This window comes from Spirosoma sp. (genome assembly GCF_026391055.1).
Lineage (GTDB): Bacteria > Bacteroidota > Bacteroidia > Cytophagales > Spirosomataceae > Spirosoma.
The window spans coordinates 871327-895045 of the sequence record NZ_JAPLET010000026.1 but is presented as its reverse complement, the minus strand read 5'-3'; the positions used below and the strand labels follow the sequence as shown (position 1 = coordinate 895045).

Below are 23719 nucleotides of genomic sequence, written 5' to 3'. Positions count from 1 at the left end.
ATTCTAATAAATAAACATGATATGATATCGTATTTTACGTTTAATGCTATGAATCGTTTTTTATGCACAGTAGTATATACTCTATTGTTGTTAAGTTCATTCGTTTGCTACGCACAGGAAAAAAGCGGTGTAGTTCGACCTACACCCCGGCAGCTTGCCTGGCAACCCCTGGAAACAACTGCTTTTCTGCATTTTACCGTAAACACGTTCACGGATAAGGAGTGGGGGGATGGAACCGAAAGCCCTGCAATCTTTAATCCGGCCAAACTAGATGCCCGTCAATGGATCAAAGCCTTAAAAGAAGCTGGATTCAAGATGGCGATTATCACCGCCAAGCACCATGACGGGTTTTGTCTCTGGCCATCAAAAATGACCGATCATTCCGTTAAGAGCAGCCCATGGAAAAATGGTAAAGGTGATGTAGTTAAAGAAGTGGCCGATGCCTGCCACGAATTTGGCCTGAAATTCGGCGTTTATTTGTCACCCTGGGATCGGCACGAACCCCGCTATGGCACGGCCGCTTACAATGACTTTTACAAAAGTCAGCTCCGTGAGTTGCTCACTAATTACGGACCCATATCCGAAGTTTGGTTTGATGGGGCCAAAGGCGATAATGCTAAAGATATGACCTACGATTTTGCTGGTTACTGGGCGCTGGTTCGTCAATTACAACCCAATGCGGTTATGTTTTCCGATGCCGGGCCCGATGTTCGCTGGGTCGGTAATGAAGCCGGTAATGCCGGTGAAACATGCTGGTCTACCATAAACACCGAGGGGCTGGCACCCGGTAAGGCCGATCCAGGCTATTTAAACCGGGGCGATGCCACCGGCAGGCAATGGGTTCCGGCCGAAACGGACGTGTCTATCCGGCCGGGCTGGTTTTATCACCCATCCGAAGATTCGAAAGTACGTTCGGCCCAGAATCTGGTAAACCTCTATTATCAGTCCGTAGGCCGTAATAGCCTGTTGTTGCTGAATATTCCGCCAAATCGGGATGGGTTGCTTTCGGAGCCGGACGTGGCTAGTCTGCGGGCGTTCCGACGTATTCTTGATGAAACCTTTAAGCAGAACCTCGTGGCCGGGCAGCCGTCTTTAACCGATAAAAAACTGACGACGTTTACCACATTATCGGCTAACCAGCCCCTTGTCATTACTTTTGGCGCAGAAAAATCGTTCGACCGGATAGCCATTCAGGAAAATATTGCCAACGGGCAGCGCATTGCCAGCGGTCGTGTCGAGTATTGGGACGGCTCGAACTGGAAGCCGCTCCAGACATTTACGACCGTAGGCTACAAGCGGCTTTTACGCTTTCCGGCTGTTACGTCGTCTAAATTGCGGTTGCTGATTTCTAACGCCAATGGGCCGGTACAACTGGCCGAAATTGGTGTATATAAAGCTTCGTCCGGAGAGTAATCAACAATTACAGAATACCAGTGGTTATTTAAAAGGGCTATCACTCAGCTAATCATTACTCATCCTTGTCAATACGTACACATTACTATGCTGTATCCGCTTACATTCGAAACTATTTTTAAAGATAAAATCTGGGGAGGCCAGAAAATTAACGCCATCCTCGGTAAAGACTTTTCGCCATTGCCTAACTGTGGTGAAACCTGGGAAGTGTCTGACGTAGAAGGAAACGTTTCTGTGGTTCAGGAAGGGTCGCTAAAAGGAAAATCCCTGCGCGAACTGGTTGAGCAGTACAAAGGTGAACTAGTGGGCGAACATGTGTACAACACTTATGGTAACCGGTTTCCGCTGCTGGTCAAGTTCATCGACGCCAACGATGATCTCTCCATTCAGGTGCACCCCGATGATAAACTGGCCGCCGAACGGAAAAGTGGGTTCGGTAAAACCGAAATGTGGTACATCATGCAGGCCGATGAGGGCGCAAAACTGAACTCGGGATTTAACCGCGAGGTGACCAAAGAAGAGTACGTAAAAGCCGTGGCCGACAATACCATTCAGGATCTGCTCAACATTGAATCGGCTCAGCCCGGCGATGTATTTTTCCTGCCCGCCGGTCGGGTTCACTACATTGGCAAAGGGCTGCTACTGGCCGAAATCCAGCAGACATCCGATACAACGTATCGCATCTATGACTTCGACCGAGTCGACGCTACCACCGGGCAGAAACGCGAATTGCATACCGATCTGGCTGTCGATGCCATTAATTACAAGCATTACGACGACTATAAAACGCAGTACGACAAAAAGGTAAACGAAAGCGTAAATGCTGTTGCGAGTGATTATTTCGTTACCAACGTCCTGAACTTTAATCAGGAAGTGGAGCATGACTATACACACATCGACTCCTTCGTTATTCTGATCTGCGTAGCCGGATCGCTCACCATCAAAGCACCGGGGGGGTACTCGGTTTCATTGACAATGGGCCAGTGCGCCCTGATTCCTGCATCGGTCGATACAGTGACACTGGTGCCCGATGGCGATATGACGGTGCTTGAAACGTATGTCCCTTAAAACGAGTCTGTCGTAGTTTGTCCACCCGAAACGAAAGGAGAAAAGGCCCGGACTTGTCTTTCTTCTTTCGTCTCGGGTTTTTTCTGAACCTTATTAACGTTTTAATCCATGAATTTAAACCTGCACGATAAAGTCATCATCGTTACCGGTGGCGCCAAAGGTATTGGCGAAGGGATTTCTAAGGTATTGGCCGCAGAAGGCGCCATTCCCGTAATTATTGGGCGTAATGAAGCTGATAATCAACATACGGTAGATGCCATTCGGGCTACGGGTGGGCAGGCGCATCAGATCGTCGCGGAACTGACCGAGCCCGTGGCCTGTCAGAGCGCCGTGGAGCAAACACTGGCTCAGTTTGGCCGGATAGACGGGCTGGTGAATAATGCGGGCGTCAATGACGGCGTTGGTCTTGAGCATGGTTCTTACGAAGGGTTCATTGCGTCACTGCACAAAAATCTGGTGCATTATTACCTGATGGCCCATCATGCCTTACCCGCCTTGAAAGCCTCGAAAGGGCCTATCGTAAATATTGGCTCAAAAGTAGCCGAAACGGGGCAGGGCAACACGTCGGCCTATGCCGCATCGAACGGAGGCCGTAGCGCGCTAACCCGTGAGTGGGCGGTAGAATTGCTGCCCTATGGAATCCGGGTCAACTGCGTAGTGGTTGCCGAAAGCTGGACACCGCTCTACGCTAACTGGATTAAAACCCTGCCCAATCCGGAAGAGAAGTTAAAACAGATCGTTTCGAAAATTCCGCTGGAACACCGCATGACCACACCCGAAGAACTAGGCAATGCTGTGGCGTTCCTGCTGTCGGATAAATCGAGCCATACAACCGGGCAACTCGTACACGTCGACGGTGGCTACACCCACCTCGACCGGGCCATTACCGATTAATCGTAACCGAACCGTCACTACCCTTTACGTACCCCTTTTATGCGTTACTGCTTTGCCCTCGATCTGATCGACGACCCCGTTAAAATTGCCGAATACGAAGCCTATCATAAACAGATACGCCCCGAGATTGAAACCAGCATCCGCGAGTCGGGAATTACCGAGATGGAGATCTATCGCATTGGCAACCGGATGTTCATGATCATGGAAACGGACGAGACTTTCTCCTTCGAAGCCAAAGCCGCAGCCGACGCGGCTAACCCGAAGGTGCAGGAGTGGGAAAACCTGATGTGGACCTACCAACAAGCCCTGCCCATGGCGAAGCCGGGAGAAAAATGGGTGCTGATGAAAGAAATCTTTAAAATGTAAATGCAAGCATAGGCATTATTCCTGTGCATGCTGGAATACTGGCGCGGGTATTGACCCGTGCCTTTTTTATACTACTTGTGTAAAATAAACTTGACATTTTGAAAAATAAACTTTACGTTTGGTGTGTCAAATAAACTTTACATATCTATGAAAACAAAGTGGCTTTTCCCGCATCGCTTCCGGCTTATTGGCTGGATTGTTTTTGTTCCGTCAGCAATCTTGGGGTTTGCGGCTATGTATGCAGATTTTAAGGTTGGCTGGTTAACTGCTCGGTGGCTAAGTGAGTCATTTACCATAACGTCTGGTCATTCGGTAACACACTTAATGGATAACCAGGATCTGACGGACGAAGTAGCGGCTATCGGAGTGATCATTGGTTTAATGCTAATTGCTTTCTCCCGCGAAAAAGTAGAAGATGAAATGATTGGCCAGCTACGGCTCGAAGCGCTACAATGGAGCGTATATGCGAACTACATCGTCTTAGCCATCGCCATTTTGACCGTCTACGATGAAGCATTTTTCAATGTCATGATCTACAATATGTTCACGGTGTTGCTGGTCTTTATCATTCGGTTTCGCTGGCTTATTCATCGGAACAGTACTAACCTGCTGGCTTTATGAAGAATAGACTGAAAGTAGAGCGGGCGGAGCACAACCTGTCGCAGGCTGATCTGGCCGATCGAATTGGCGTTAGTCGGCAGACGATCAACTCGATTGAAACCGGGCGTTACGTGCCTTCTACCATTCTGGCTCTGAAACTGGCGCAGGTCTTCGGCAAGGCCGTAGAGCATATCTTTACGCTTGAAGAGACCGATTAACGCTATGCCTAATCTGTATATCATGGCCAGACCCAATGGGGAGGGGAAGACCACCGCTGCGTATACACTATTACCGGAGGTATTGAATGTGTGGGAGTTTGTCAATGCTGACGAGATCACTCGGGGACTTTCACCATTTAAGCCTGATGCAGCAGCTTTTGAAGCTGGACGGATTATGTTGCAGCGCATTGAACACCTCATGAAGCAAGAAGTTGACTTCGCTTTTGAGACAACATTGTCTACTCGTTCGTATGTGCAAACGATACGAAGAGCACAAAAAATGGGTTATGTCGTAAGTCTTTATTATTTCTGGCTACCTTCAGCCGAAGTATCAAAGGAGCGAGTTGCCATGCGCGTTTCTCGGGGAGGACATAATATTCCACCGGATGTTATAGACAGACGATACGGGCGAAGTATGATTAACCTCACTAAACTATATGTTCCTGTTTGTGATTGTTTTGCCGTTTTCAATAATGCTGGAATAGTTGCGGAGACGGTAGCTACGGGTGGAATTGATAGCGAAACTATTGTGTTAAAAAAAGACATTTGGAAAACCATTCTGAATTATGAAAGCAAGTCAGGTGAAACCAATTCCTAGCAATGAAGCCGTATTGGCAGGAATACGCCGGGCGGTTCAAAAAGTTGTTGAAAAGGCAAAACGAGACGATGATACCCTGGTCGTGGAACGCGACGGCAAACCCGTTCATGTCAGAGCCCGTGATTTATAGAGCATCCCGCCTAGTCAGCTTACCAAACGAGTTGAAAACGCCTGCATTAGTCAGGCGTTTTTTATTGGTAGCCTATCTGATGCATATCGCTATATTTACAACCATCAACTCCCTTACTACTGGTCAATAACCATGAGATACTGGCTCTACGCACTGCTTTTGATGGCATGTGTCTTTCCCGCCCACGCGCAACTGACATCGACCGGCAACTTTGTCCGCGATACGTACCAGAAATTCGAGTACAAAATCCCCATGCGCGATGGCACCAAACTGCATACCGCCGTGTATGTGCCCAAAGACGCATCGGCTACCCAAAAATACCCGTTCCTGATGCAGCGGACGTGCTATAGCGTGGCCCCGTATGGTGCCGATGCCTACCCGGCGCAGGTGGGTCCATCGGGAACGCTCATGCGTGAGAAGTTTATTTTTGTGTATCAGGATGTGCGGGGGCGCTGGGCGTCGGAAGGCACCTGGACCAACATGACGCCCAACCTGCCCGACCCTCCGGCATCTGCCAAAAAAGGGGGTAAGAAAGGGCAGACCACCGTTTCAGCGGCAGGCTCACCTGATGAAAGTTCCGATACCTACGATACCATTGAGTGGCTGCTCAAAAATGTACCGAACAATACCGGTCGGGTAGGGCAGTGGGGCATCAGTTATCCGGGATTCTACACGGCCGCGTCTCTGCCAGATGCACACCCCGCCCTGAAAGCTGCGTCGCCCCAGGCCCCCGTTTCCGACTTTTTCTTCGACGATTTTCACCACAACGGTGCGTTCATTCAGGCGTATCTGTTCACGTTCCCTGTGTTTGGCGTGCAGCATCCCGAGCCAACAACCAAAGCCTGGTACAACGACCAGATGATTCAGACGGGAACAAAAGACGGTTTCCAGTGGCAATATGACTTGGGGCCGCTGAAAAACGCCGACAAATATTACAAGGATAACTTCTACTGGCAGGAAACTATCAATCACCCCAACTACGACGAGTTCTGGCAGAAACGGAGTATTCTACCGCACCTGAAAAACGTTCGTTCGGCCGTTATGACGGTGGGCGGCTGGTTCGATGCCGAAGATTTGTACGGGCCGCTGAACGTGTATAAAACGATTGAGAAGAATAGCCCCGGTGTATACAATACGCTGGTTATGGGGCCGTTCGGGCATGGCCGTTGGTCGCGGGAAACGGGGCATACGCTGCACAGCAACGTTTATTTTGGCGACAGCATCGCTACATTTTACCAGCGGAATATCGAAGCGAAGTTCTTCACCCATTTCCTGAAAGGAGCAGGCGATGGCAAGAGCGGTTTGCCCGAAGCGTACCTCTTCAACACCGGCCGCAACGAGTGGAAAACGTTCGACAAATGGCCCGTGGCCGACGCTTCCCAAAAACAGTTTTTCCTGATATCGGATGGCACCCTGGCCACTAACCGGACAATGGACGTTGGCAACAACCGGTTCTCGGAGTTCGTCAGTGACCCGGCTAAACCTGTTCCGTATACCGAAGATATCACGACGACTCAGGGCTTTACGCCGTTTAATTACATGTCCGAAGATCAGCGGTTTGCGGGTCGTCGGCCGGATGTACTTACCTTCCAGACGGAGGTACTGACGGAGGATTTGACCTTGGGTGGAGAGATTATGGCGAAGCTCAAAGTGAGCACGACGGGCACCGACGCCGACTGGGTAGTGAAGCTCATTGATGTGTACCCGCCCGATGAGCCGAACCATCCGTATATGCCTAACCGAAACATTACCCTGGGTAATTATCAGCAGATGGTTCGGTCGGAGGCTATGCGTGGGCGGTTTCGCAACTCGTTCGAGAAGCCGGAGCCGTTTAAACCCGGCGAGGTGACTGACGTGAATTTTCGACTACAGGATGTGTTGCATACGTTCAAAAAAGGTCACCGGGTCATGATTCAGGTGCAAAGCACGTGGTTCCCGCTCATCGACCGGAATCCGCAGAAATATGTGGAGAATATCTACAAAGCGGATGTTGCCGATTTTCAGAAAGCCACGCATCGAGTGTACGACAATTCGGTTATTGAAGTGCAGGTATTGAAGTAAAGACAAAACACAAGTTATTCAGTTATATACGAACGCTGGTTCATGCATGAATTGGCCTTACATCATCTCAAACCTTACTGACTCATGAAAGCTATCTGGAACGGCGAAACCATCGCCGAAAGCGACGACACCGTCGTTGTTGAAAATAACCATTATTTCCCGAAAGACTCCGTTAAAGCGAAGTTTCTGGTCGATAGTGAAACGCATACCACCTGCCCCTGGAAAGGACTGGCCTCTTACTATAGCTTAACGGTGGAGGGCAAAACCAATCCGGATGCTGCCTGGTATTATCCAGAGCCCAAACCAGCTGCCAGCCAGATTCAAAACCGGGTTGCGTTCTGGAAAGGCGTTCAGATCGTAGAATGATAGAGGTTCGGCAAGTAATCAAACGCTTCGATTCCCATACGGCCGTTAACGACGTATCGCTGACTGTGGCACCGGGCGAAACGCTGGTGTTGCTCGGAACCAGTGGCTGCGGTAAAACGACTACGCTTAAGATGATCAACCGCCTGATTGAGCCGACCAGCGGTTTCATCAGCGTCGATGGCCTTGATATCCGCCAGCAGCCGGGACCGGAACTGCGTCGGCGTATTGGGTACGTCATTCAGGATGGTGGCCTGTTTCCTCATTACACCGTTGCCGATGCGATTGCCACAGTTCCCAAGCTACTTGGCTGGGAAACCGGCCGAATTCAGGCCCGTACCCGCGAACTGATGGATAAACTCCAACTGCCCAATTCGCTGCTCAATAGATACCCCGCCGAGTTGAGCGGTGGGCAGCGGCAGCGGGTCGGCCTGGCGCGGGCTCTGGCTGTTAATCCGCCCGTGGTGTTGATGGATGAACCCTTCGGCGCGCTCGATCCCTTTACTCGAAAGCACGTTCGGCGGGAGTTGTTCGGGCTGAATGAACTACGCCAAACAACAGTGGTGCTGGTTACGCACGATGTCAGCGAAGCCCTTGAACTAGCTGACCGCATTGCTCTGATGGATAAAGGGCAGATTGTTCAGATCGGACCGCCGGATGAATTGCTTGATACCCCCGCTACCGATTTCGTGCGGGACTTTCTGGACGAAAAACCCCACCGGTTGAATGACTGACTTTTTTGCCTTTGTCCGTGAACATGCCGATAAGTTACTGGAGCAAACACTAACCCACATTGGGTTAACGTTTGTATCGTTGCTGCTGGCGCTGCTGATTGGGGTGCCGCTTGGCATTTTTATTGCCCGAAAAACCCGACTGGCAAACAGTGTGCTGGGCGTTGCCGGTGTACTGCAGACGGTGCCGAGTGTAGCCTTGCTGGGCTTCCTGATTCCTTTGCTGGGTATTGGTGTTGGCCCGGCGCTGGTGGCGTTGTTTCTGTATGCGTTGCTGCCCATTATTCGCAATACCTACGTTGGTATCACTGAAGTAAGTGCGCTGGTAAAAGAAGCGGCCCGTGGCGTGGGCATGACCCAAAATCAAATCCTGACAAAAGTTGAACTGCCGCTGGCGCTGCCGGTTATCTTTGCGGGTGTCCGCACGGCAACCGTTATTAACGTAGGTGTGGCCACACTGGCGGCTTATGTAGCGGCTGGTGGACTGGGCGAATTTATCTTTAGCGGGATTGCCCTAAGTAATGTCAACATGATGCTGTCCGGAGCTATTCCGGCTGCGTTACTAGCCATCGGCTTTGATTTTGGACTGGCGCGTTTGCAGCACTTATCCGAAAAAAAGCTGCGGGTGGGTGCACTGGCCTTTGTCGTGCTGGTACCGTTTTTATCGGCGTTTTATCTAATGCCGGGGCGTCAGGATAAATTGATCGCTGGATTTGCCCACGAATTTTACGGGCGTGCCGATGGCTATCCGGGTTTGCAGAAAACGTACGGGCTGCAACTGCGACCCCGGCTTATCGACCAGAACCTGATGTACGAGGCCATTCATCGGGGGCAGGTCGATATCATTAGCGGCTACTCGACAGATGGCCGAATCAATGCCTTCAACTTATTGGTTCTGGCCGATCCCAAACATGCTTTTCCACCTTACGATGCCGCTCCGGTTGTTCGACAGGCCGCCCTCGACCGGCACCCTGATCTGGAACCGACGCTGAATTTATTGGCGGGTAAGCTAACCGATTCGGTGATGACGGACCTGAACTACCGGGTCGATTTCAGAAAAGAGTCGCCGGAGCGTGTGGCGAAGGATTTTTTACAACAAGAAGGTTTATACAAAATTCCCACGCCCGGAAATCGAACGGAGACCGTTGTGATGGGGTCTAAAGTATTTACGGAGCAGTACATTCTGGCGGAGATCTACCGGCAGTTGATCGAAGGCCAGACACAACTTCGACTGGTAACGAAAACGGGGCTGGGGGGAACGCAAATCTGTTTCGATGCCCTCCGTACAGGTGCCATTGATTTCTATCCCGAATACACAGGAACGGGTTTGCTGGTGGTTTTACAGCCAACGGCAGCTATCCTGAAAACATTGCCGATGCAGCCCGATTCGGTATACCAGTTTTGCCGGGCGCAGTTTCATGAGAAGTACCAGATGAGCTGGTTGAAGCCCCTCGGGTTTAACAATAGTTATTGCCTGATGATGCGCCGGGAGCAGGCTCAAGAAGCAGGCATCCGGTCTATTGGTGATCTGGTAAGGTATCTGGGAAAAGCGGACTGATCGGCTTATTTCTTACTCACGAACTTATTCCCTTTTAGGTAGTACCGATACGGTAGATCGGCACCATGGGTCAGGCCGATGCGCGTAGTCGTGACCATGTCGAAATCGTGCAGCACAGGGCCGCGAATGAAGATGTTGCCCGTGGTCAGGGAGGATGCATTGTGTTCGTTTTTGTTGATCCCCAGCGCAATGGTCAGTTTAGCGGGGCCGTTGGCCAGGTTACGCTGTCCATCGGCAGTGGTGGCGTCGATGGTATTGTTTCGGTAGCGCTCAAAGCCCGTTTTAAAGGCTTCGTTCCGGCGTAGGGCCATTAGATCGATACCCTCGGTGGGTTCGAGGGCACGAATCAGTACGGCTTCGCCAACACCTTCGGGTCCGGTCACGACGTTGATACAGTTGTAGTGATTGTAAATCTGGTAGACGTATAATGTGCCTGCGGGACCAAACATGGCAGCATTGCGGGTCGTCTGCCGTCGATAGGCGTGGCAGGCCGGGTCGTCGGTCAGGTATCCTTCCGTTTCAACAATTACCCCGGCTGTAATGCCTTCTTCCGATTCATGAACGAGTTCACAACCTAAAAGCAATTGAGCCAGGGTAAGCGTATCGTGGGATTGGTAAAAAGAAGTGTCAAACGTTGCCAAGGGTTGTCTGGAAGGGTAAATGGTTGTCAAGCTTGGTCAGGTATTGTCAGCAGGGTCAGGGCTTGCCCCTGTGACAATACCTCAAATCACATTCATCGTCTGCTCTTTAATCTTCTCCAGTTCGTCTTTCATCTGCACCACAAACCGCTGGATAGACGAATCGTTGGCTTTGGAGCCGATGGTGTTGATCTCACGGCCAATTTCCTGAGAGATGAAGTTTAGCTTCTTACCGTTGGCTTCTTCAGTCGCCAGTACTTCCAGAAAATAGCTGAGGTGGTTTTTGAGCCGGACTTTCTCTTCCGAGATGTCGAATTTCTCCACGTAATAGACTAGCTCCTGTTCAAAACGATTATGGTCGAAGGACTCACTTTCCAGCAGCTCACGCACCGAGTTGCGCATCCGGTCACGCACGGCAGGCATCCGTTTTACATCCTGTTCTTCAATATCGGCCAGCCGGTCGGTAATGACCTGAATATACTCCTGAAATTTTCCTTCCAGTACCGCTCCGTCCTGTTTACGAAACCCATCGCACCGGCGGATGGCTTCCTGAACGGCGGCCAGTACCGTTTCCCAATCCGATACGTCGGCCGTATGGTCGGCCGATTCGGTGAGGTAGGCATTCGGCTGCTGAAGTGCCAGTTGCAGCACATCCCCATCCGAAATGCTCATCAGCATTGTATTGGCCGTTTCCTTCAAATCAGCTACGTAAGCCGCCACCAGCGGGCGATTGATGGTAACCCCCGGCCGAACGGCATTGGTGCGAGCCAGGTTGAGAGAAAGCTCTACTTTGCCGCGCTCCAGTTGGTGTGTCAACAAAGCCCGCAGTTCAATTTCCTTGTCGGAGAACTGGCGGGGCATCCGGCAATAAATATCTAAAAATTTAGAGTTCAGAGTTTTAACTTCGGCGGTTACAGACAGGCCACCAGCCTCCACTGTTGCGTTGCCGAAGCCGGTCATTGATTTGAGCATTTGTTGAATTAGTTAGTTGTTATTAAGTTATTGGTTATTCGCTTTTAGGTATAAGCCAGCAGAGTAACTCAATAGCCTACTGATCAATAACTTACTTTAAAGCTCCTTCTTCCAGTTCGACAAACTCTTTGCGGTTACGGGCTACATCAATGGCGGTGTAGATAGCCTGTAGCATGGACGTTTCGTCGGCAAGGTCTTTCCCGGCAATGTCATAGGCGGTCCCGTGGTCGGGCGAGGTTCGCACGGCAGGCATACCCGCCGTAAAGTTGACGCCCTCTTCAAACGCAATAGCCTTAAACGGGATTAATCCCTGATCGTGATACATCGCCAGCACGGCATCGAACTTCGTATACGCTCGTGTGCCAAAGAATCCGTCGGCGGGGTAGGGGCCAAACACCAGCTGGCCCTTGTTGCGCCAATCGGCAATGAGCGGTTTGATAATGTCGTTCTCTTCCGTTCCCAGCAGTCCTTCTTCGCCCGCATGAGGGTTGAGCCCAAGTACCGCAATTTTAGGCTTTTCAATACCAAAGTCCTGCTTCAGCGAATGCATCATAAGGGTTAACTTCTGGGCAATTCGTTCGCGGGTGATGTTTTGCCGAACACGGCCCAGCGGTACGTGCCCGGTTACAACACCCACCCGTAAGGTTTGACTGACCAAAAACATCAGATTATCCTGAACGCCAAATTCCTGTGCCAGGTATTCGGTATGGCCCGGAAATTTAAACTCATCGGACTGAATGTTGTTTTTGTTGATCGGTGCTGTAACGAGAGCATCGATCTTGCCGTCTTTTAAATCCTCGACCGCCCGTTGCAAACACGCCAGAGCGGCCTGCCCGGCATCAGTCGTTACCTGACCAGGCTGAATATCCTGATTCTGGTCGGGCCAGCATGTGATGACATTTGTCAGCTTATGGCTAATCTGGCCGATTGTCTGGGCGCCATTGAGGTTCCAGTCTTTCAGGTTCAGTAAATTACGATAGCGGTTCAGAATGCGCATGGAACCGTAAATGACGGGCGTGCAGATTTTCTGTAACCGGTTGTATTGCAGGGCTTTCAGGATTACTTCCGGACCAATGCCATTGTAGTCGCCCAGCGAAATGCCGATAACCAATCGTTCGCCCCGGCTGTTTGTTTCGGCCGGTTGCGCGGGCTGTCCACCAGCGTCGCGCTGCCCCAGACCTGCTTCCTGCGGTACAGAGTCACGTTGCCCGTTTCGGTTATCGTTAGCGGGGCGGCTGCGTTCAGGCTGATTGTCATCGCGCTGGCGGTTTTCAGCCGGGCGCTGCCCATTGGCGGGCTGCCCTTGTCCATCGCGCTGTTGTTTAGGTCGCTGCTGGTTTTGCTGATTGGGTCGCTGTCCGCGCTCGGGTCGCTCATTTGTGGCGGCACCGTTGGCAGGCGCCGATTTGTCGTCCGGGCCGATTTTTGGTTGCTGTTGTCGGTTATCGCGTTGATTCCGGCCTCCTTCCCGCTGATTGCCATCGCGTGGTCCGCCATCGCGTGGTCCGCCATCGCGGTTTCGCTCGCTGTTGCGTTGCTCGCCGTTGCGCGGTTCGCCGTTGCGCGGTTCGCCGTTGCGATTAGTCCGCTGCGGATTATCTTGTCGGTTTCCCGCTGGCTGATTGCCCGTTTGCGGTGGCGTAGGCCCAGGTTCATCGGCTTGTGTAGCACGCGGTTGAACGTCTGGCGCTGGCGCATCAGATGGAGTTGTACGAGTTGGATTCGATTCGTCGGATTGGCGTTGTTCCATGCACTTTTTGTAGTTTCGCCAAGAGTTAGCAAATAGTGAAAAATGAAGAATGAAAAGTGACGAATAAACGGAATAAACAAAGACGTGTTTACACCTCACTTTTCATTCTTCATTTTTCACTGTATTTGCCGCAAGTTACGAAAACCCAACGGATGTCCCAGAACCAACTCTCTATTCTCATTGCCGACGAAATGCACCCGTCGCTTTTTACCATGCTCGATCAGGCGGGCTATCAGTTTGATTATCAGCCAAAAATTACGCGTGCTGACTTGTTAACCGCGCTTTCGCCTTTCGATGGGCTAATCATCCGGAGTAAAACTTTCGTAGATGAGGAGCTGCTGGCCCAGGCCCCTAAGCTTCGTTTTATTGCCCGGGCCGGTGCTGGTCTGGATCTTATTGATCTGGTTGCAACAGAGCAGCGGCATATTCGTGTTTTTCATGCGGGCGAAGGAAACCGCGATGCCGTTGGTGAGCATGCCGTTGGTATGTTGCTGGCCTTGCTGGCCAATATTCTGAAGGCAGACCGAGAGGTGCGTCAGGGTATATGGGATCGGGAAGGTAACCGGGGCTATGAACTCGGTAGTCTGACCGTTGGGCTTATTGGCTACGGCAACAATGGACAGGCCACTGCCCGTAGGCTGAGTGGGTTTGGGTGCCGTGTGTTGGCTTATGACAAATTCCTGACCAATTACGGCAATGCCTATGCCGAAGAAGCTTCTCTGGAGAAAATCAAAGCTGAAGCGGACGTGCTCAGCTTACACATTCCACTAACCGACGAAACACGTACACTGATCAATGACGAGTTTATCGCGCAATTCAGCAAACCATTTTATCTGATAAATGTTGCGCGGGGCGAAATCGCTTCTCTGGCTGCCATTGTTCGCGGGTTGGAAAGCGGAAAGATTCGCGGGGCCTGCCTGGATGTGCTTGAGAATGAGAAACTGGCCAAACTCACGCCCGATCAGCAGCAGTCATTCGATTACCTTCGCCAGTCGGATCGGGTTGTACTGACTCCGCACGTTGCTGGCTGGACGCACGAAAGTTATGTCAGGATCAATGAAGTGCTGGTAAGGCAAATGCAGGCATAATTGTTGACCGATAGGTAGTGATAGGTAGAGATGCCGGATGTGGTGTCTCTACCGCGTTATCGTAAAATTCGAACTGCTGCAACTCGTTCCGGCTTCATTGGTCAGGCAGATCTGCCCCGTTGTCGCTCCGGCCGGAATCGTGACCCGAAGGTTCGCCCCTTCCAGGACAAAAGCGGCCGGTGTGGACGTTCCGTTACTGAAGTGAATCTCCTGAACGGTGGCCATATTCTGCCCGGTCAGAACAATCTGATCGCCAACCTTACCCGATTTGGGGGTGAAGTCTATGTTGCTGATAAGCCGAAGAACTGTGAACGGTGCCGTTGTAATTACATCATTCGTTTCGTTCGTGACCCGCAATGGCCCAGTCTGAGCAGTAGCTGGCACCAATACCCAGCGTTCTTTATCCTCCTTTTTGCCCCCATCGGCGGCAGGTGTCGTGGAGCCTGTGAATAAAATTGAAGCATTCAACAAAAAATCGCCCCTAATAACCACCCGCTCGCCGGGTCGGGCTTTTAACGGGAGGATGTCCGAAACCACCGCTTTCTGGACGATTACTAACGGAGCCGATGCGCTACCTGCCCGGCTACTTACTGTAATTGGGCCACTTACGGCGACTTCGGGAATGCCGATGAGCAGATCGACACCTTCGTTACGGCTGGTGATGGGCACCGGAATGCCGCTGACGCTGACACTGGTGATCCGGTATAAGTTATTGCCGGATACCGTTAGCGGGCGTCCGGGCAGTTGCCGGGCTGGACTGAATGTAAGATTGGAGGGCGGCAGGAAAAAGAAGAATGGGTCCGTTGCCGTCGTCGTACCGCCAATTCCGGTGGCGGATACCGATACCCGACCTGATGCGGGCAAAACAGGAACGGTAGCTTCCAGTTGCGTTTCACTAATTACCCGGAAGGGTACAGCTACATTACCAATCGACACGGTCGAAATCTCACGGAAGTCACGACCTTCTATAATCAGTTTTTCGCCTGCTGCGCCGTCCTGGGCAAGAAGGTGCGTAATAAAAGGTGGCTGGAACAGTTTTAGCGTATCGGTACTGGTAGCTATCAATGATTCAAAAACCTGCACCCGTACTAGTCCTGAAGTCGCCGACTGAGGAATAACGGTGCGTATCTCAGTGTCTTTGACTGTTGTCAGCGCCTTATCGGTAACCAGCCCGTTGATACTGACTGTGCCATCCGTAAAGTTCTTGCCAAGAATAACTAACTCCGCACCGGGTTTGGCTTTAGTAGGGCTTATGCTGGTAATTTGGGGCGTTCCGGCAATAACAAATCGATTGATAACAACACCCGCCGATGTCTCGACAATAAACGCCTGCGGTCCTCTGGCTACAGCTTGCGGGATAGTAATCGTTATTTTTTTGGCTGTACTATCGTTAATGATGGCGTCGATTTCATTGAAGCGAACCCGGCGGATTTCGTTCAGGTAATCGCCCGTAACGACTACCTGAGTACCCGGAAGTCCGTTTGTGGGTGTAATCGCCGTCACGATAGGGGCTGGCTGAATAACCGTAAAGGGCAGCGGATCGGAACTGCCCTCCTTCGTTTGAACACGAATCTGGGTTTTCCCCGGAGCGACCCTGGGAACCTGAAGCTGAATGGTGGTTTCGTCGTGGCTGCCAATAGGCGCATTAACGGCCGAGGTCGCTGAGCCAAACGTAACCGTAGGGTCAGTACCGAACTGATAGCCCGACAGCGTAATGGGTTGGTCTACGTAAGCCTGGCCGACAGATATCTTAACCAACTCGGGCGGACTGTGCTGAACGCGGCAACTAAAAACCCCAAGAAGTATGCTAAACGAAAAGAAAACTCGTAATGTTGATTTCATAAAACGACAACCGGAGTTGTCATTCCGGTGCATAATCGGTAAAATTAGTCAATTTGACCATCCAAAAACCATTTCTCCCGAAAGCCTGTTAGTCCTAATGAAGGGTGATCCGTGCAGAGGCCATCAATATGGAGAAATAGATAGACCATTAAGTTAAGCGCTATTTCTTGATCTACACGTATCGTTCCACATTCTTCACTAAGAATCATCGAATGAACTACCGCAGCCTGAAAGCATCAAAATTACTAACAATCTCAACGCTTGGCGAATTAAAAGCCGTTGGCTATGAAACCCGCTCAATTAAACAGGAACTGCGGGATAACCTGATTGACCGAATTAAGGAAAAAGAAATCGTTTTTCCGGGAATATGGGGGTACGAAGATACGGTTATCCCCGATGTCGAACGCGCGATCCTGTCCATGCACCACATCAATCTGCTGGGCCTTCGGGGACAGGCAAAGACCCGTATTGCCCGGCTAATGATTAACCTGCTGGACGAGTATATTCCTGTTGTGGCTGGGTCTGAATTAAACGACGACCCGATGCAGCCGCTTTCCCGGTTTGCTATTGACCTTATTGCTGAAAAAGGGGATCAGACGCCTATTTCCTGGATGCACCGCAGTGAGCGATACACCGAGAAACTGGCCACACCAGACGTATCGGTAGCCGATCTGATTGGCGACGTAGATCCTATCAAGGCCGCTACGCTTAAGTTGCCGTATTCGGATGAACGGACAATTCACTACGGTCTGATTCCGCGTTCGCACCGCTGTATTTTCGTTATTAACGAATTACCCGATTTGCAGGCCCGTATTCAGGTATCGCTGTTTAACATTTTGCAGGAGGGCGATATTCAGATTCGGGGTTTCAAATTACGTTTGCCGCTCGATATTCAGTTTGTGTTTACCGCGAACCCGGAAGATTATACCAACCGGGGCAGCATTGTAACCCCGCTTAAAGACCGAATCGACTCCCAGATAGTGACACACTACCCGAAATCCATCGAAATTGGCAAGAAAATCACTTTGCAGGAAGCCGTCGTGAAAACCGAGCAGAAAGGCATGGTTAAGACCAACGATCTGGTTGCCGATTTGATTGAACAGGTAGCACTCGAAGCCCGCGAAAGCGAATACGTCGACTCGAAAAGTGGGGTGTCGGCCCGGATGACTATCTCGGCCTACGAGAATCTCCTGTCTTCGGCCGAACGGCGAGCGCTCATCAACGGGGAGAAAGAAACGTATGTGCGCGTTTCTGACCTGTACGGGGTCGTTCCCGCTATTTGCGGTAAAGTTGAACTGGTTTACGAAGGTGAAGTAGAAGGGCCGGTTATCGTCGCGCAGAACCTGATCGGGAAAGCCATCCGTAATCAGTTTCTGGCCTATTTTCCAAACCCCGAAAAAGCCAAAAAAGACAAGCGGGGCAATCCGTACAAGAAAGTCACCGACTGGTTTGGTGATGGCAACACGATGGAGTTCCTCAACGACTTATCGAACCGCGATTACGAAGCCCGGCTGCGTACCATCGACGGGCTCGACGATCTGGTCGACGGTTTCCACCCGCGTCTGAGCAAAACCGAGAAGCTGTTTATGATGGAGTTCGCTCTGCATGGTCTGGCCGAACACTCGCTGGTTGGTAAGAAAGCCATGGATACGGGCTTGTCATTCAAAGACTTGCTCGGGTCGATGTTCAACCCTGGTAGCAGCTTTGGCGAAGAGGAGGATGAAGACGATGATCGGTTCTAGTCGACAAATGAATATGAAATGAAACAGGAAAGGCGAGCCTCATGGCTCGCCTTTCCTGTTTCATGGCACGCGGAAATCGGCGGTGGCCATGTCGTCCTGGCCATCCGTTGTGCCGGAACCTGGCTGGCTATCGGGATCTGGTTGATTGCTGGTCAGGATTTCTGCGAACAACAAGGCTGCGTTGCGTAGGTTAATGCGTACGTGGGCAGTTAGCAGAGCCTGAGCTCCCGCCTTGACGGTCCCAACCGTTCCCATAAGCGATTGCCCCGTCTGGGTAAATCCGGAACCCGACACAAAGGAAAGGCCTGTTGGAAGAGTGAGCGTCAGGGACACACCCGTTGCTGTCAATTCGCCTGCGTTACTAACCTGACAGGTAATCGCCACCACATCACCCACGCGCGGGGTTCGGTTCGAAAGGGAAATAGATAAACTAAGGTCGGCTTTTGTAGGGTCTGGAGCGGGTTGGTTTGAGGTAACCGACGGCAAGGGAGCCTGATTTAGATTCGGTGATACATAGACAGCACCGTTGTCATCCGTGGTACGGACATCCGTTTGCGCGGCATCGTCCTGGCCGTCGCCGGTACCGGAATTAGGCTGGCTGTCAGGATCTCTTTGGTCACTGGTTGTGATCTGGGCCGCGTTGCTATAGCGCCCGGGTTGTTCGGGCTGCAACTGGTAGGAGAACGTTGTCGATTTTCCTGGCTTCAGTGAAGCAATTGTGCCATAAACCAGGGTAAACGAATTGGATACATCCTTACCTCCCGCGAAGCTCAAAGAGGGCGGGAGTCGATTGTACCAAGTAACATTGGTAGCCGGGTCGGGGCCGTCGTTGGTAATGGTCAGTTTATACTCAATGGGTTGTTTAACCGCCGGTGTGCGTGTGTTGACGGAGAGTGTCATGCGTAGGTCAGCCATAGGAATGTACTCGTAGGCACCCCTATCGATTCGGCCGTTCACAATTCGTGGCTCATTAGCCAGATCCGTTGCCGAAACGGTGCTGGTTGTACTGGCAGGATCGCCGGTATTTATGGCCGGACTGTTTGGGCGTACCTTGTAGTTATTACTGGGCGGGTCAACGAACAGCGGATCAACAGTTGTGTTGCCCGTACCCGAAAACCCTCCCTGAACGTTGGAGTACGTTATGGCGTAGGTGGGTGCTATTCTGTTCGAGCCGGTATCGTGGGCAATATCGTTTGTCCATATAAGGCTGTTTGTTAGGCGGATGGTTATATATGAATCACTGTAACACGCGCTATAGATACCGCTTCCGGCTGTTCCGGCTGAGTTATCGGCCAGCACGCAATTGATGAGTGTAGGATCGGCCGAGCAGCCAATGGTGGCAGAGACCTGAATACCTCCCCCAGAGCCGCTGGCCTGATTATGGTTGATCAGGCAATTGGTTAGGATGGGGTGGAGAAAGGCATAGAGTCCACTGGCGAAGACAAGGCCCGCCCCTGAACTGGCGGTATTCTCTTCAAACACACAGTTGGTGAGTATCGGGTTATTTATGGCTGCGTTGAAGGTAGCATTGCTGAAGAAGCCTCCTCCGACGACAGCCCTGTTTCGCCTGAACACGCAGCCTGTTAGCATGGGACTGCAAAAGCCCCGGTAGCCGTAGTTGTAAACGCCACCCCCACTAAAGGAGGCACTGTTTTCCTGAAAAATGCAGTTTATACACGTGGGTGAACTCTCTCCGCCGTCGTGGGCATCGTTGTAAAGGCCTCCGCCATTAACGGCCGTGTTCGCTGTAATCAGGCAGTTTGTCAGAATAGGCCTGCTTTTGTTGCCTGTACCACTACCATTATTGTAGATCCCGCCCCCTGAATCATGCGGGGATGTACTGGCGTCTGAATTTCCTCCCGTAATGACCACGCCATCCAGGCGTGTGTCGCTGGATGCGTTCGTGAAGGTTATAACATGGTAGTTATTGTCCGTGATGCTGGTTGGGTCGCCGATTTCACCTGTTAGGGTTGTGCTGGAAGGCGAACTCAGCAAGCGATCACTCAGGGCCGTTTCGTTACCCATAAATCCACCATATACCTGTACACCCGATGGAATGGCAAAGGTTTCAGTTCGTGATGAGCCAGGAGAATACTGCCCACCGGATAGCCAGAGCTGTGTTCCTGCCGATGCCGAGAGTAACTTACTCCGTAACTGCGAATTGCCTGGCAGGGCATTGGTCCACGATGAACCGGACTGAGTGCCCGCCCCCGTGGGCGTTACATAAATGATAGATTGACTGTAGACTGAAACAGATAGAAAAATCAGAAAACAGGAAAAACAAGCGTTCACAATGATTCAATAATGGGTGGGTACAAGCCGATTAGGCTGTTTCAAATCTCTTTATTTTTGATGAGTAGACTCCTATTTAATTAGATTATTAATTATTCGGATGGTGGCCCGGTGCAGATTAACTAATGCGATGATAAAGGACAATCTTGCACTGCCGTTTTCGGGAATTGTATAGTTACCTGTGCGAATCCTATAAATTAATTTCCTGGCAAAGCTTATACCTTTGTGCCTGTAAACGTATGTCCAGAGTGCAGACGAACAACCACCCGCTTTATTGAACAGGACTATTTAGGCTGGTGGCTTTTTGTCTGGTCACTTTAAGCCAATTGATATGGCTGTTCATTACTGCTGTTTCATCCAGACAATTCGATAAATTCATGAAAACAATTCGCTTTACGTTTGCCGCGGTCGGCTTATTACTCTTTTCCCTGGCCGCTTCGGCGCAAACCACCGCTCCGGCGCTGAGTGCCTACTACAGTGTTAAAGATGCTCTGGTGGCTACTGATGCCCCTAAAGCCAAATCGGGAGCAACTGCTTTGGTTACTGCTCTGGGTAAGGTCGACGCAGCCAGGCTGTCGGCGATTGATAAAAAAAACCTTGCTACAGCGAAAGCCAGGGCGGCTACCATTAGTCGGACGAATAACGTTGACGCACAAAGAACGCAATTTGAAGCCCTTTCGACCAGTATGATTGCGCTGGCTAAAGCGACTAAACCAGCTAAAACGTACGTGCAGTACTGCCCGATGGCCGCTGAAGGGAAGGGTGCCTTTTGGCTTAGCGACAAGCGCGAGGTACGAAATCCATATTACGGCGATAAGATGCTGAAGTGTGGGTCAGTAAAAGAAGAAATTTAATGTTATAACACCTCGGAGGTAGCTTAACCATTCATTTTGAGGTACTTATGCCGTGTCGGTTAAAGCTGCAAACGGCTGTGCCAGGGCACAAAAAAGGCCGAATGGCCTTTCATGATTGCTATGTCCAATGATTTATTCGACAACAACGGCGGTGCCGTTGGCGCTAACCATCAGCATGGAACCGTTGCCGCCAATGGTCTGGTAGTCCAGGTCGACGCCGATCACGGCGGTAGCACCCAGCCGGGTCGCCTGATCGATCATTTCTTTAAGCGCAATGCTTTTCGCTTCGCGCAATGCCTGTACGTAAGCGCCTGAATGACCACCTACGACATCCTTAATACTGGTGAAAAAATCCCGGACAAGGTTGGCTCCAATAATGGCCTCTCCATTAACCAGACCTACGTATTTTGTAATAGTTTTTCCCTCAATGTTGGAGGTAGTAGTTACGAGCATGGGACGACGTGCTAAAGTTATCAGGTGCTAAAGTTAGGCAGTAGTTTGGTTGAACGAACATTCTACCCAATTTTTGCCCTATACAACTTGTCGAGAGTATCATAAAACCACTGTCAGGCAGGACCGCGGAGTCAGTTTTCCTTAAAGCCATCGTCCGATGAACTGGCCAAAAACATCTTTGTACTGATCACTGACCGGTATGACCACCGAACCGATCTGGACGGAGTTTCGGGTAAACGCACTGATCCGTTGCAGAGAGATAATAAACGACCGGTGAACCCGCATGAACTGATTGGCTGGCAATTTTTCTTCCAGACCCTTCAAACTCGTCAGTGATAACAAAGGCTTATCCGGCTCACTTTGCCGATATACTTTCACGTAATCTTTCAGTCCTTCAATGTATAGAATGTCGTTGTAGGCAATGCGAACCAACTGATACTCGACTTTCAGAAAGAGGTGATCGTCGGCCATTTCGCTGGGAGCAGCCAGAGCCTGAGCTGCCGGGGTTGGTTCCGTCCGCTGAACCAGATCAAAATACTGCCGGGCTTTACTCGCTGCCCGTAAAAACTCTTCGTAGTTGAACGGCTTCAGCAAATAGTCCAGCGCATCGACCCGAAAGCCATCCAGCGCAAACTGATCGAAAGCGGTGGTAAAGACAATCCGTGTCGTGTGTGCGCCCCGGTTACTCCGCTCCAGAACGCGGGCCAGTTCTAGGCCGGTCAGGTCCGGCATTTGGATATCCAGAAAAACTACATTCACAGGAGGGCCGGATAGTAACCCCTCTAAGGCTTCGACAGCGCTACTGTAGCGACCGGCCAACTGGAGAAAAGGCGTTTTTTCAATGAAAGCACAAACAAGGCCCAACGCCAGCGGCTCATCATCAACGGCAATGCAGGAAAGAGTCATGATAGGTCGAGGGTTAGTTGAACCTGATATTCGCCGGAGGGTGTCTGTTCGTTGATTTGTAACGCATAACGGCCTGGATAAAGCAGGTCGAGCCGTCGGCGGGTGTTGGTCAGGCCAATGCCGTTGCCCGTTTCGAGCGAGGGTGATTTGTCCAGAAACAGGGTATTGCGAACATCGAGTAGCAGCTGATTCTGCTGTTGCTGAATGGCAATATGGATCTGGCTAGAATGCAGGGCGCTGACGCCATGCTTAAACGCGTTTTCCACAAAAGGGAGCAAGAGCATGGGCGCAATGGGCCGGTCGTTCAGCGGGCTGGGAGGGGTAAGCGTAACGGTTACCTTATCCGTCAGCCGAAGCTGCATGAGCTGGATGTAGTCGCTAACGAAGGCGAGTTCTTTACTCAGCAGAGTTGTACCGGTTTGGGTATCATACAGCACGTATCGCATCATACGCGAAAGCCGGTGTAAGGCTTCGCGAGCCGTTTCCACATCGAGCAGGGTGAGGGCATAGATGTTGTTCAGCGTATTGAAGAAGAAGTGCGGATTGATCTGCGCCTTCAGAAAAGACAGTTCGGAGGTTGTTTTAGCCTGTTCCAGCGCCAGCCTCAGGTTAGCATCGGCCTGCCATTTTTGGAGCAGTGATAGGCTGGTACTCATGCCCAGCATTAGTAAAATCGTGAACATATTTGGCTGAATCCATCCGTAGGTTTTGGGGTGCCCCTTGCCATCGGGATGAAACGCCCTGTGCACCAAAATCGGCAGGTTGAACCAACTCTCGACCGCCCACAAAATGAGCAGTATGCCAATGATAACACCCATGAGCGTCATCGTGTAGCGGCTCGGCTGGTCCTGCAGCAGCAGCCGGGGAACCAGTACCTGCGAATTCAGATAGAACATGCCCACCATAAGACAGAAGAAAATGCCCTGCCGAACCCAGAACAAGTCAGGAAGTCGAATTTCTGAACCAAAAGACTGGGAGAAAAAAAGCAGATAGCCCAGCAATCCCCAGCCTAATACATGACTGAGGAGCGGAACATACCGGCGTGAAAACAGGGTAGCAGCCATAATCGCTTGAGAAGCTGCAAGTTTACGTCAAATTCTAATTTTCCCATCGGTCAATCGCTGGTTGACCTGAATTCACCGATAGGGTCGGTCTTTCAGTCGATAGATCGGCCATTCCGGG

General features: G+C 51.1%; 23 protein-coding genes. 15 read left to right on the top strand and 8 right to left on the bottom strand.

Translation table 11 applies throughout. The features are described 5' to 3' along the window. The first annotated feature begins 48 nt into the window (after positions 1–48). From NT073_RS27195 to NT073_RS27140, 12 genes are all read left to right on the top strand, one after another. Complete coding sequence (locus NT073_RS27195) at positions 49–1413, top strand: alpha-L-fucosidase (RefSeq protein WP_297380080.1); 1365 nt, start codon at positions 49–51, stop codon at positions 1411–1413. 87 nt (positions 1414–1500) lie between these two features. Beyond that, entirely contained in the window at positions 1501–2481 is a 981-nt protein-coding gene (locus NT073_RS27190) for a type I phosphomannose isomerase catalytic subunit (protein WP_297380077.1), read from the top strand. A gap of 108 nt (positions 2482–2589) precedes the next feature. After that, positions 2590–3375 (top strand): SDR family oxidoreductase, encoded by a 786-nt coding sequence (locus NT073_RS27185; RefSeq protein ID WP_297380075.1) that lies wholly within the window; start codon positions 2590–2592, stop codon positions 3373–3375. Positions 3376–3414: 39 nt separating this feature from the next. Next, positions 3415–3741, top strand: a complete 327-nt coding sequence (locus tag NT073_RS27180) for an L-rhamnose mutarotase (protein ID WP_297380073.1) — start codon at positions 3415–3417, stop codon at positions 3739–3741. Between the two features lie 147 nt (positions 3742–3888). Continuing rightward, positions 3889–4362 carry a hypothetical protein gene (locus NT073_RS27175; RefSeq protein WP_297380072.1) on the top strand — a complete coding sequence of 158 codons (474 nt, stop codon included), beginning with the start codon at positions 3889–3891 and terminating at the stop codon, positions 4360–4362. Continuing rightward, positions 4359–4559: a helix-turn-helix transcriptional regulator gene (locus tag NT073_RS27170; RefSeq protein WP_297380071.1), complete on the top strand. Its 201-nt coding sequence runs from the start codon at positions 4359–4361 to the stop codon at positions 4557–4559. Before NT073_RS27175 ends, NT073_RS27170 begins: the two co-directional genes overlap by 4 nt. 22 nt (positions 4560–4581) lie before the next feature. After that, positions 4582–5157 carry a zeta toxin family protein gene (locus NT073_RS27165; RefSeq protein ID WP_297380070.1) on the top strand — a complete coding sequence of 192 codons (576 nt, stop codon included), beginning with the start codon at positions 4582–4584 and terminating at the stop codon, positions 5155–5157. Next, positions 5126–5287, top strand: coding sequence for a hypothetical protein (locus tag NT073_RS27160; protein WP_297380069.1), 162 nt, complete (start codon positions 5126–5128; stop codon positions 5285–5287). Before NT073_RS27165 ends, NT073_RS27160 begins: the two co-directional genes overlap by 32 nt. Before the next feature lie 132 nt (positions 5288–5419). After that, positions 5420–7348, top strand: a complete 1929-nt coding sequence (locus NT073_RS27155; protein WP_297380067.1) for a CocE/NonD family hydrolase — start codon at positions 5420–5422, stop codon at positions 7346–7348. Positions 7349–7432: 84 nt separating this feature from the next. Then, entirely contained in the window at positions 7433–7714 is a 282-nt protein-coding gene (locus NT073_RS27150) for a DUF427 domain-containing protein (RefSeq protein WP_297380065.1), read from the top strand. Further along, on the top strand, positions 7711–8445 hold the full coding sequence (locus tag NT073_RS27145) for an ABC transporter ATP-binding protein (RefSeq protein WP_297380063.1): 735 nt from the start codon (positions 7711–7713) through the stop codon (positions 8443–8445). Before NT073_RS27150 ends, NT073_RS27145 begins: the two co-directional genes overlap by 4 nt. Further along, the gene (locus tag NT073_RS27140; RefSeq protein WP_297380060.1) at positions 8438–10000 is read left to right on the top strand and encodes an ABC transporter permease/substrate-binding protein; all 1563 of its coding nucleotides are present in this window, start codon (positions 8438–8440) and stop codon (positions 9998–10000) included. The genes NT073_RS27145 and NT073_RS27140 overlap by 8 nt, the downstream gene beginning before the upstream one ends. 5 nt (positions 10001–10005) lie before the next feature. Here NT073_RS27140 and NT073_RS27135 read toward each other — a convergent pair whose 3' ends face one another. From NT073_RS27135 to pdxA, 3 genes are all read right to left on the bottom strand, one after another. Further along, positions 10006–10641 carry a DNA-3-methyladenine glycosylase gene (locus tag NT073_RS27135; RefSeq protein WP_297380058.1) on the bottom strand — a complete coding sequence of 212 codons (636 nt, stop codon included), beginning with the start codon at positions 10639–10641 and terminating at the stop codon, positions 10006–10008. 81 nt (positions 10642–10722) lie between these two features. Beyond that, positions 10723–11610, bottom strand: coding sequence for a YicC/YloC family endoribonuclease (locus NT073_RS27130; RefSeq protein WP_297380057.1), 888 nt, complete (start codon positions 11608–11610; stop codon positions 10723–10725). A 91-nt stretch (positions 11611–11701) separates the two neighbouring features. Beyond that, the gene (gene pdxA / locus NT073_RS27125) at positions 11702–13360 is read right to left on the bottom strand and encodes a 4-hydroxythreonine-4-phosphate dehydrogenase PdxA (protein ID WP_297380054.1); all 1659 of its coding nucleotides are present in this window, start codon (positions 13358–13360) and stop codon (positions 11702–11704) included. Between the two features lie 152 nt (positions 13361–13512). Here pdxA and NT073_RS27120 point away from each other — a divergent pair, with 152 nt between their 5' ends. After that, the gene (locus NT073_RS27120) at positions 13513–14448 is read left to right on the top strand and encodes a 2-hydroxyacid dehydrogenase (protein ID WP_297380052.1); all 936 of its coding nucleotides are present in this window, start codon (positions 13513–13515) and stop codon (positions 14446–14448) included. A gap of 48 nt (positions 14449–14496) precedes the next feature. On the opposite strand, the gene NT073_RS27115 is transcribed toward NT073_RS27120, so the two are convergent. After that, positions 14497–16290 carry an IPT/TIG domain-containing protein gene (locus NT073_RS27115; protein ID WP_297380049.1) on the bottom strand — a complete coding sequence of 598 codons (1794 nt, stop codon included), beginning with the start codon at positions 16288–16290 and terminating at the stop codon, positions 14497–14499. A 212-nt stretch (positions 16291–16502) separates the two neighbouring features. On the opposite strand from NT073_RS27115, the gene NT073_RS27110 reads away from it, so the two are divergent. Further along, on the top strand, positions 16503–18032 hold the full coding sequence (locus tag NT073_RS27110; protein WP_297380046.1) for a magnesium chelatase: 1530 nt from the start codon (positions 16503–16505) through the stop codon (positions 18030–18032). A gap of 60 nt (positions 18033–18092) precedes the next feature. On the opposite strand, the gene NT073_RS27105 is transcribed toward NT073_RS27110, so the two are convergent. Then, positions 18093–20324 (bottom strand): DUF11 domain-containing protein, encoded by a 2232-nt coding sequence (locus NT073_RS27105; protein ID WP_297380044.1) that lies wholly within the window; start codon positions 20322–20324, stop codon positions 18093–18095. A gap of 377 nt (positions 20325–20701) precedes the next feature. Between NT073_RS27105 and NT073_RS27100 the strand changes: the two genes are divergently transcribed. Next, a complete protein-coding gene (locus NT073_RS27100) occupies positions 20702–21178 on the top strand; it encodes a DUF3347 domain-containing protein (RefSeq protein WP_297380041.1) in 477 nt (158 codons plus the stop codon). A 132-nt stretch (positions 21179–21310) separates the two neighbouring features. Here the strand turns inward: NT073_RS27100 and NT073_RS27095 are convergent, their stop codons facing one another. The 3 genes from NT073_RS27095 to NT073_RS27085 all read right to left on the bottom strand — a co-directional run bounded on the left by NT073_RS27095 (position 21311) and on the right by NT073_RS27085 (position 23601). Then, a complete protein-coding gene (locus NT073_RS27095; RefSeq protein WP_297380039.1) occupies positions 21311–21631 on the bottom strand; it encodes a heavy metal-binding domain-containing protein in 321 nt (106 codons plus the stop codon). Positions 21632–21772: 141 nt separating this feature from the next. Further along, positions 21773–22537, bottom strand: coding sequence for a LytTR family DNA-binding domain-containing protein (locus NT073_RS27090; RefSeq protein WP_297380036.1), 765 nt, complete (start codon positions 22535–22537; stop codon positions 21773–21775). Further along, a complete protein-coding gene (locus tag NT073_RS27085) occupies positions 22534–23601 on the bottom strand; it encodes a histidine kinase (RefSeq protein ID WP_297380034.1) in 1068 nt (355 codons plus the stop codon). Before NT073_RS27085 ends, NT073_RS27090 begins: the two co-directional genes overlap by 4 nt. Positions 23602–23719 lie beyond the last annotated feature (118 nt).